The following is a 9,569-nucleotide window of genomic DNA, read 5'->3' on the forward strand; positions in this document are numbered from 1 at the left end:
ATTGCCGTTTGTCATACCAACCGACCACATGACTATGAACCGACCGATCGTCACTCCCCGCAACTCGCCCCCGCCCCCACCCGGCCCCTTTCACCGGCCCGCCCCACCCCGGTGGGCCCCGCCTCACCCCCGCCTCACCCCCGGTTCACCCCCCGGGGTAGGCGTGCCGACGAACCCGCCCGCACCAGCCCGGAGGCCCCGATGCCCGCCGACCCCACCCCGCCCGCCCGCCCCGAGCACCCCGCCGAGCCACCGAACCCCGCCCGCCGCGACCTGCTCCGCACCGGCCTAGCCACCGGCGCCGCCACCGCCCTCGGCCTGGCCGCGAGCGGCGCCACCGCCGGCCCCGCCTCAGCCGCCCCGAGCCGCCCCGGCAACGCGAGCGACCAGACCCTCACCCTCACCGGCCACCTCCCCACCGGCGCCCCCGACTTCGTCTACCTCCCGGTCGAAGTCCCCGACGGCGTCCGCGAGATCGCCGTCTCCTACGGCTACGACAAGCCGCAGGTCCCGGCCGGCACCCCCGGCAACTCCTGCGACATCGGCATCTTCGACGAGCGCGGCACCGACCTCGGCGGGGACGGCTTCCGCGGCTGGTCCGGCGGCTTCCGCACCGAGTTCGCGCTCGCCCGCGACACCGCCACCCCCGGCTACCTCCCCGGCCCGATCAACCCCGGCACCTGGCACGTCGTACTGGGCCCCTACCAGGTCGCCCCGCAGGGCCTGGACTACCACGTCCAGGTCACCCTCCGGTTCGGCGAGCCGGGGCCGGAGTTCACCCCGCACTACCCGCCGGAGCGGGCCCGCGGCCGCGGCCGGGCCTGGTACCGCGGCGACTGCCACCTGCACACCGTGCACTCCGACGGGCGCCGCCTGCCCGAGGAGGTGGCCGCCGGAGCCCGCGCGGCCGGACTGGACTTCATCGTCTCCACCGACCACAACACCAGCTCCTCGCACGCCGTCTGGGGCCCGCTGGCCGGCCCCGACCTGCTGATCGTCCCCGGCGAGGAGGTCACCACCCGCAACGGCCACTGGCTGGCGCTCGGCCTGGAGGCCGGCCGGTTCGTCGACTGGCGCTACCGTTCCCGTGACGAGGAGTTCCCGCGCTTCGTCCGCCAGGTCCACCGCTCCGGCGGCCTGGTGGTGCCCGCCCACCCGTACTGCCCGTACGTCGCCTGCCAGTGGAAGTTCGGCTACCAGCAGGCCGACGCCGTCGAGGTGTGGAACGGGCCCTGGACGTACGACGACGAGTCGGCCGTCGACACCTGGGACTCCCAGCTCGCCACGGCCCTGCGCGGCAGCAGCTCCGGCGACCGCTCCTGGCGGCCCGCGATGGGCAACAGCGACGCCCACAGCGAGCCCCAGGTCATCGGCCTGCCGCACAACGTCGTCCTCGCCGAGGACCTCACCCGCGACGCCGTCCTCGACGGCCTGCGCGCCGGGCGCAGCTGGCTGGCCGAGTCCGCCGCCGTCCGGCTCGACCTCACCGCCACCGGCAACGGCCGCCAGGCGGGCATCGGCGAGGAGCTGACCGTCCCCGCCGACGCCCCGGTGGACGTCCGGCTCACCCTCTCCGGCGTGCCCGGCGGCACCGTCCGCCTGATCACCGACGAGGGCCAGCTGCACCAGGAGTCGCTGCCCGCCGACGGCTCCGGCACGGTCGTCTGGCGCACCACCGCCTCGCTCGCCGCCTACGTCCGCGCCGAGGTGCGCCACCCGAAGGCCGACGGGACGCCCGGCAAGGGCAACACCATGGGCGGGGACCTGCCCTGGGGCCCGATGGCGGCCCTCACCAACCCGATCGTGCTGCGGGTCGACGAGCGCTGAACGCGTGCGCCGACCCGCCCACGGACCGGGAGGGGGACGACTCGGGACACCCGTTTGGACTAGGTTGATCCCCGAAACGCATCAGTCGTAGGGATGAGGCGGTCGGCTGTCCGCATCCGGGCCGACCGGCTCCTTCGCACTCCCACCGCCTCGCCCCGGCTGCCCGTCCGTACTCGTCCAGACCCGTCCAGACCCGTCCCGTCCCCGGCCCGCGAAGGGATCAGCAGCTGTGAACCGTACGACCGTAGGTGGGCCGGAGCTCGGGGGTGGCCGGGGGGCCGGGGGCGTCCTCGTCCTCGTCGACCCCGCCGGGGCCGCCGGCGAAGGAGGGCACGGCAGCCCGGTCGCGGCGCTGCTCGCCCAGGAGCTGCACCCGAGCGCCCACCTGCGGACGGACGACTTCCTCCAGGTCATCCGCGACGGCCGGCTGCCGGACCGGCTCCCCGAGAACGACCGCCGGCACGCCACCGCCCTCGCGGCCGCCGCCCAGGCCGCCTTCGCCTACGCCACCGGCGGCTACCAGGTCGTCGTCGAGTGCCCCGAGCCCCCGGCCACCCTCGACACCTTCCGCCGCGAGAGCCGCGCCACCGGCGCCGCCCTCCACTACGTCGTCCTCACCACCACACCCCCCACCAGCCCGCACGAACTCGACACCACTCCCCTCACCCCCGAGACCACCGCCAAGTCCCTCCTCACCGCCCTCACCACCCGCACCCACCTCCTCGGTTGGTAGGCCCCTACACCCCCACCACGCCGTCGACGGCCTCGCGGAGGAAGTCCGCGTGCCCGTTGTGCCGGGCGTACTCGTGGATCAGGTGGAGCATCACCAGGCGCAGTGAGACCTCGGCCTCCCAGCGGGGCTGGTAGCCGGTCACGTCGAGCGAGGGGGCGGCCAGCTCGATGCGGCGGGAGTGCTCGACCTCGCTCTGCCAGGCGGCGAAGGCCTCGGCACGGGTGGCGCCGGCCGTGTCGTAGGCCACCTGGTAGTCGCCGTCCTCGGACCAGACCAGCGGGACGTCCTCGCCGTCGATCACCCGGCGGAACCAGGTGCGCTCCACCTCGGCCATGTGCCGCACCAGCCCGAGCAGGCTCAGCGTGGACGGCGGGCTGGAGCACTGTCGCAGTTGCTCGTCGGTCAGGCCCTCGCACTTCATGGCGAGGGTCGCCCGGTGGTAGTCCAGGAACTGGCGCAGCATCTCGCGCTCGCCGCCGGTCAACGACGGTACGGGCCGGTCGTCGGTGCTCATCGGTTCATCACTCCTCTGGGTCGGATACCCGGCGGACTGTAGCGAACCGGCGGCCCGGCCGGACACCGCGTTTCCGGCGCCGCCGCCGGCCGCCGCCCGATCGCGTCAACTCCGAACCGGCCCGTCACGTACCGTGTTCGGACCGCCACCGGTTTGGGTACGTACCTCGGCGCGCCCGACCGCCGGGCACCCACCGAGCAGGAGACCCGACCCCCCATGGACCACAACCACATCCCCCCGACGGTCCGCCGGACCTACGGCGCCGACGACCTCAGCACCGCCCCGTCGTTCGCCGGCGGGTTCATCAACTTCGGTGACTGGCACGGGATCGACCTCACCGCGCCGTCCCCCGAGGACCGGGTGCACAGCCAGGAGCAGCTCTACCGCCGGGTGCTGGCCACCTTCCCGGAGCCGCGCGAGCAACTGCGCCTCGCCGAGGTCGGCTGCGGCCGCGGGCTCGGCGCGGCCCTCGCGCTACGGGAGTTCCGCTTCGCCTCCGTCACCGGCGTCGACATCCACCCCGACCAGATCGAACGCGCCCGCGCCGTCAACGCCCGCGCCCTGGCCACCTACCCCGACCGGCTCGCCTTCACCCTCGGCTCGGCCGGCGAACTCCCCTTCGCCCACGCCTCCCTGGACGGCCTGTACTCCGTCGAAGCCGCCCAGCACTTCCGCGAACTCGCCACCTTCGCCCGCGAAGCCGCCCGCGTCCTGCGCCCCGGCGGCCGGCTCGCCGTCACCACCTTCTTCGCCGCCCCCGGCGCCGAGATCACCGAACGCCTCAAGATCCTCCTCGCCAGCTTCGCCGACGGCCTCGACGTCGCCCATCCGCTCGACGCCTTCACCACCGACCTCACCACCGCCGGCTTCACCGCCGTCTCCACCGAGTCCATCGGCGCCGACGTCTGGCCAGGCCTCGACCGCTACCTCACCGACACCGTCCCCGCCGACCACTGGACCCGCAACTTCCTCCCCGCCTGGCGCCACGGCCTCCTCGACTACCACCTTGTCACCGCCACCCGCACCTGACCCCCACCCCCGCACCACCCCCGACCCGGGCCTGTCCCCACCCCGTGCGGACAGGCCCCCCTCCTGCACCCGCTCTCCGCTCCGGACCGTAGGCAGTCTTGTGCGGACCGTGGCCAACGCACAGGCTGTGCACGGGAGTCCAGCGCCACGGGAGGCGCGGACGGGCCCCTGATCCCCGAAGGGAGCACGAAGTGGCGACAGTCACCCTGAAGAGGTACACCAGCCAGTCGGCCGCACAGGAGGATCTCAAGAAGCACGTCGAGGGAAGCCGGCTCACCAACCTGGGCCAGGCGCTCAACGCCGCCTACGACGGCAAGGGCAAGGACAGCGGCAAGCACACGGTCGACGGCACCGTGGTCCAGGTGCTTCACGCCAGTGCCGGCAAGGCCGGGGTGTCGAGCGTCACCCTCTTCTACTTCTTCCAGGGCTCGGAGTTCCGCCTGGTGGCGCTCGGAGAACACGCCTCCTCCGACCGCTACACGATCGACGCCGACCTCGGCCAGGAAGAGGCGCCGTTCCGCAGGAAGAAGACGGTGGGCCCGGGCGGCGAGTGAGCACCCGAAAACGTGTCAAGGCCGTTCCCGCCATCCGGCGGGAACGGCCTATGACGTAAGGCGCGGAGCAGGCTCGCCGGGCACCGTCAGCGGCCCGGCCCGGCCCGGCCCACGACCCGGCCTGGGTCAGGACAGGACGGCCCAGCTCTGTCCGGCCGCGGCCGAGTTGGCCGGTTCGGTCATCCCGGTCGAGCCGGCGGTTGTGCCGGCGACGTCCAGGACCAGGCCGTTACCGACGTTGGTGATGGTCAGCGCACCGCCGCTGTTCTGGGTGACCTTCCACTTCTGCCAGGGGTTGTCGGGCGACGGGTTGAGCAGGTAGGTGCTGCCGACCCCGCCACCCCCGGCCAGCACCGCGTGGGTCTGGGCGGCGGTGTTGCAGTTGTCCGCGATCGTCACCGTGCCGTCCGCGTTCGGGGTGAACAGCCACTGCTGGGCGGCGCTGCCGCTCTGGTAGGCGTTGATGCCGGAGTTGCCGCCGACGGCGGCGTAGCAGCCGCCCTGGACCTCGAGCGCCTGGCCGCCGGTACCGCCGGCGCTGATCGCGTGGTACTTGCCGTCGCCGACGACGCTCGCCCGGCCGCCACCGGTGCCGCTGCCGCCGCCCATGCCGACGCTGCCGCCGGTGATGCGGTAGAGCGCGACGCCGTGCGCGGGGATCCAGTTGCCGCCGAGGGTACCGGTGGTGGTGCCGGTGGCGCCGCTCCAGATCTCCCGGTAGCCGTAGCCGGAGCCAGTCAGGCCGAGGTCGGTGAAGCTCGCGCTGGGCATGGCCCAGTTGTTCGGGTCCTGGTTGACCAGGGCGACGGCCAGGTCGCCGTTGGCCAGCTGGCGCTTGAGGATCACCGGCGCGGTCGGGGAGGAGGGCGCGCTGCCGACCAGGGTGGCGGGCTTGGCGAGGCTGTCCTGGTCGATGGCGATCATGTCGGGGTTCTTCAGGAGCGCCAGCGCGGAGGAGTTGATGCCGGTGGACCAGGTCTGGCCGTTCGCGGTGTGCTGCGAGTCGGCCGCGGTGCGCAGGTCGGCGCCGGAGACGAGCGGGGCGGCCATCATCGACAGGACGGACAGCTCGGTGCGCGACTCGTCGTCGGTGAACGGCTTGTTGCCCTTGTAGGTGTCGGTGACGCCCCAGACGCCGTTGGGGTCCTGCCAGCCGGCGAACATCATGTCCAGGTCGTTCCAGCTGCCGGGGTGGACGTTGCCCGGGTACTTCAGCGCGGTCTGCAGCTGGCCGTTGTAGAGCACTCCGTCCAGTTCGCTGTCCCGGTCGCCGCCGATGCGGCACATGTTGGCGACCTGGCCGCACCACACACCGGTGGGTGAGTAGCCGGGTGCCTGGTGCGGCTGGGTGCCGGCGGCGACGATCAGCGGGTCGGTGCGGGCCGGGTCGTTGGCGTTCAGCAGGTAGGGGATGCCGGTGTGCGCGGGCTGCGCGGACAGGCTGAGGGTCACCTTCGGCCTGCCCGTGGCGGCGGTCGCCGTGTCGAGGGCGCGCTGGAAGGTCTGCGTCCGGGCGTAGATGGACTGGGTGAGCTCCTTGCCCTCGCCCTGCGGGTAGTAGCTGTAGCCGTCGGGGCCGACGATCGTGGGGCCGTAGGGGCAGTCGTCGTACTTGACGAAGTCGACGCCCCAGGAGACGAAGTCGTTGGCGTCGGTGCTCTCGTGACCGAGGCTTCCGGGGTGGCCCTGGCAGGTGGTGTAGGTGTCGGTGGCGTAGAGGCCGAACTTCATGCCCTTGCTGTGGGCGTACCAGGCCAGGTACTGGATGCCGTTGACGGTCCGGCCGTTGACGGTCTGCGAGGGGAAGGCGTCCGGGTCGGGCACCAGGTGTCCGCTGGTGCGGTCGTTGCCGGTGCCGTCGGCGCCGGAGACCGGATTGCCGTAGTTGTCGTACAGCTGCATCGCATAGTCGGCGGTCTTCGCGAAGTCCGTGGTCTGGCCGTCGCGGTGGCGCGTCGACCAGCCGTCGTCGATGGTGACGGTGTTGTAGCCGGCCTGGACCAGGCCGTTGGCGGACATGAAGTCGATGGTCTGCTTGAGCTGGCTCTCGTTGACCTGGGGGCCCAGGCTGTTCCAGGAGTTCCAACCCATGGGCGGGGTCAGGGCGTTGCCGTTGCCGAGGGCCGCGGCCGGAGCAGCGGTGGCGAGGGCGGTGGCGCTGATGCCGGAGGCGGCGAGGGCCATGACGGCCAGCATGCCGGCGACGCGCTGTGGCGATGTGCGCATGTGGGGGCTTCCCGAGGGGATGGGCCGGGGCGGGGCCGCCCGAAGGGCGGGCCTGAGCACGGCTGATGGGGGTGGGGTGCTCTGAGCTCTGGCGTTGCGATGAGCTGATCGGGACACGTCTGCGCCAGTGGCACCACGAAGGGGGCGTGACGACCGCTCAGACAGCCGGCATCGGCGCGGCGCTGACGTGTCGGAACCACTGGGCCGCCTGATGTTCAACGGTGTGACATATGATATTGCGCTGATCAGAAACCTACAAGAGTCAACACAACCGCCCGTCCGACGTTGGGCGCGGATGTGTGGTTCGGCTGGAGACGGACTCCCCGCCAGGGACGTCCGCGTCCGTGTCAGGACCGGGGTCGAGTCGCGCGGGCGAGCCAGCAGGCGGCGATGAGGCAGAGGGCGGAGAGCGCGGCCAGGAGCACGGGGACGGCGGTGATCCCGAGGTGGTCGATGGCCGTGCCGAGAGCGGGAGTTGCCGCGACTCCGCCGGCCATGGAGGCGGCGATGACCCAGGCGCCGGCCCGGCTCGCCCGGGGGGAGGCCTGGTTGAGCCAGGACAGTCCGGTGGGGAAGACCGGCGCGATGGAGAGGCCGGCTCCGGCGTACGCGTAGGGGGCGAGGGCGGGCACCGGGGCGAGGGCGAGGCAGACGGTCATGCCCGCGCAGCCGGCGGTGACGATGGCGGGTGCCGACCAGCGCGAGGCCAGCGGGGCGACGAGGAACCGGCCGGCCGTCATCATCAGCCAGTAGCCGGAGGTGGCGGCCACCGCGATCCCGGCCGGGTGGCCGACGGCCTCCAGGTGGGTGGGCTCCCATCCGCCGATCGCGCTCTCGACGCCGACGTGCAGGACGTAGAGGAGGACGAAAACGGCGAGGACGGCGGTGGCCCGGCGGCCGGTCGCGGGTGCGGCGCCCGGCCGGGCGGCCGGCTCGGGCCGGTCGTCGCGCACCCCGCGCACGGTGAGGACGAGCCCGGCGGACAGCGCGGCGAGCGCGGCGAACACCGCCGGGTGGCGGTCGCCGCCGAACACGCCGATCAGCGCCGGGCCCGCGATGGCTCCGACCCCGAAGTGCGCGTTGAGCAGGTTCAGCATGGCCGTGCCGCGCCGGCCGAACCCGACGGCGAACAGCAGGTTGAGGCCGTAGTCGATGCCTCCGAAGCCGAGCCCGGTGACCAGTGCCGCGGCCAGGGCGAGCGGCCAGCCGGGAGCGAGGGCGAAGCCCAGGGCGCCGACGGCCATCAGGGCGTAGGAGGTGCCGAGCGCGGTCCGGTTGCCGACGCGGCCGTGGAGCCGGTCGAAGAGGAGTACGCCGCTGACGCCGCCGACGAAGTGCGCGCCCAGGCCGAGCCCGGCGCCGGACTCGGTGAGCCCGAAGCGTGTTCGCAGGGCGGGGATCGAGGGCCCGTAGAGCGCCTGTAACGCTCCGATCAGGACGAAGCCCAGGCAGGAGGCGACGACCGCGTTCCGGCTGAAGAGCACCTGGTCGGAGCGGTCGGTCTTCGGGGTGGACACGTCTGCTCCAGTGGGTCGGGCGCGCCGTCCGGTGCGGCGCACGGGCGGCCCCGGGTCGCAGGTCGCCCCGGACGGCGCGGGCTCAGCGCAGTCGGCGGGCACCGGCGGCGGGGAGGGCGGGGAAGGTGTGGGGCTGCGCGTAGCCCGCCCGGTGGAAGGCCTCGGCGATGGCGGCGGACACCCGGTCCGCGTCCGGCTCGTCGACCAGCACGATGACCGAGCCGCCGAAGCCGCCGCCGGTCATCCGGGCCCCGCGGGCGCCGGCCGCCACGGCGGTCTCGACGACGAGGTCGGTCTCCGGGCAGGAGGTCCCGAAGTCGTCGCGCAGCGAGGCGTGTCCGGCGGTCAGCACGGCGCCCAGGGCGTCGAGCCGGCCCGCCGGCAGCAGCTTCACGGCCAGCCGGACGCGCTCGTTCTCGCTCACCACGTGCCGTACCAGCGGCCGCAGTTCGTCCGGGAGCCGGTCCAGGGCGGCGGCGAGGCCGTCCGGCCGGAGGTCGCGGAGGGCGGGGAGTCCGAGCAGGGTGGCGGCCCGTTCGCAGCCGGCCCGCAGGTCGGCGTAGGCGCCGTCGCCGAGGTCGTGCTTGACCCGGGTGTCGACGACCAGCAGCCGCATCCCCTGGGCGGCCGGATCAAAAGGGATCTGATGCTGCGTCAGGTCACGGGTGTCCAGGTGGAGGGCGTGGCCCTCGGTGCAGCAGAGCGAGGCCATCTGGTCCATCACGCCACAGGGCACGCCGGCGAACGCGTTCTCGGCCCGCTGGGTGATCAGCGCCAACTGCGGCCTGGAGACTGAGAGTTCATGCAGATCGTGGTAGGCCAGGGCGACCGCGGCCTCCAGCGCGGCGGAGGAGGACAGGCCGCCGCCGCTGGGCACGTCGCTGTCCACGTGGAGGTCGGCACCGCCGACCGGGTGACCGGCCTCGCGCAGCGCCCAGACCACGGCCGCCGGGTACCGGGCCCAGCCCGGCACCCGCTCGGGGGCCAGTTCGGCGACGGACAACTCGACCACGCCGTCGTCGCCCAGGGTGCTGTACAGCCGGAGCAGGCCGTCGGTGCGGCGGCGCGCGGTCACCCGGGCGGTGTGCGGGAGGGCGATCGGCAGCACGAACCCGTCGTTGTAGTCGGTGTGTTCGCCGATCAGGTTGACCCGGCCGGGGGCGGCCCAC

The 9,569-nt window shown here is 73.4% G+C and carries 8 protein-coding genes; 4 read left to right on the plus strand and 4 right to left on the minus strand.

Annotation, left to right across the window (positions count from 1 at the left end; all coding sequences use genetic code 11):
* Window positions 1-201 precede the first annotated feature (201 nt).
* A complete protein-coding gene (locus ACZ3YL_RS38030) occupies window positions 202-1,827 on the plus strand; it encodes a CehA/McbA family metallohydrolase (protein ID WP_465662061.1) in 1,626 nt (541 codons plus the stop codon).
* A gap of 229 nt (window positions 1,828-2,056) precedes the next feature.
* Window positions 2,057-2,560: a hypothetical protein gene (locus ACZ3YL_RS38035; RefSeq protein WP_465662063.1), complete on the plus strand. Its 504-nt coding sequence runs from the start codon at window positions 2,057-2,059 to the stop codon at window positions 2,558-2,560.
* Between the two features lie 4 nt (window positions 2,561-2,564).
* Here the strand turns inward: ACZ3YL_RS38035 and ACZ3YL_RS38040 are convergent, their stop codons facing one another.
* Window positions 2,565-3,074, minus strand: a complete 510-nt coding sequence (locus tag ACZ3YL_RS38040) for a DinB family protein (protein ID WP_188306130.1) — start codon at window positions 3,072-3,074, stop codon at window positions 2,565-2,567.
* Window positions 3,075-3,290: 216 nt separating this feature from the next.
* Here ACZ3YL_RS38040 and ACZ3YL_RS38045 point away from each other — a divergent pair, with 216 nt between their 5' ends.
* Both ACZ3YL_RS38045 and ACZ3YL_RS38050 read left to right on the plus strand, forming a co-directional pair.
* The gene (locus ACZ3YL_RS38045) at window positions 3,291-4,103 is read left to right on the plus strand and encodes a class I SAM-dependent methyltransferase (RefSeq protein WP_188306131.1); all 813 of its coding nucleotides are present in this window, start codon (window positions 3,291-3,293) and stop codon (window positions 4,101-4,103) included.
* Between the two features lie 191 nt (window positions 4,104-4,294).
* Entirely contained in the window at window positions 4,295-4,657 is a 363-nt protein-coding gene (locus ACZ3YL_RS38050; protein WP_188306132.1) for a hypothetical protein, read from the plus strand.
* A 126-nt stretch (window positions 4,658-4,783) separates the two neighbouring features.
* Here ACZ3YL_RS38050 and ACZ3YL_RS38055 read toward each other — a convergent pair whose 3' ends face one another.
* From ACZ3YL_RS38055 to galK, 3 genes are all read right to left on the minus strand, one after another.
* Window positions 4,784-6,883, minus strand: a complete 2,100-nt coding sequence (locus ACZ3YL_RS38055) for an alpha-galactosidase (protein ID WP_465662064.1) — start codon at window positions 6,881-6,883, stop codon at window positions 4,784-4,786.
* A gap of 347 nt (window positions 6,884-7,230) precedes the next feature.
* Complete coding sequence (locus ACZ3YL_RS38060) at window positions 7,231-8,400, minus strand: MFS transporter (RefSeq protein ID WP_465662066.1); 1,170 nt, start codon at window positions 8,398-8,400, stop codon at window positions 7,231-7,233.
* Window positions 8,401-8,482: 82 nt separating this feature from the next.
* The coding region (gene galK / locus ACZ3YL_RS38065; RefSeq protein WP_465662068.1) for a galactokinase at window positions 8,483-9,569 on the minus strand (1,087 nt) is incomplete at its 5' end.

The sequence above is a fragment of the Kitasatospora sp. NPDC023176 genome (genome assembly GCF_055560495.1).

Excerpts from the sequence above, each read along its gene's own strand:
- ACZ3YL_RS38030 (WP_465662061.1), top strand. The coding sequence starts at position 202 with ATGCCCGCCGACCCCACCCCGCCCGCCCGCCCCGAGCACCCCGCCGAG.
- ACZ3YL_RS38040 (WP_188306130.1), bottom strand. The coding sequence starts at position 3,074 with ATGAGCACCGACGACCGGCCCGTACCGTCGTTGACCGGCGGCGAGCGC.
- ACZ3YL_RS38045 (WP_188306131.1), top strand. The coding sequence starts at position 3,291 with ATGGACCACAACCACATCCCCCCGACGGTCCGCCGGACCTACGGCGCC.
- ACZ3YL_RS38055 (WP_465662064.1), bottom strand. The coding sequence starts at position 6,883 with ATGCGCACATCGCCACAGCGCGTCGCCGGCATGCTGGCCGTCATGGCC.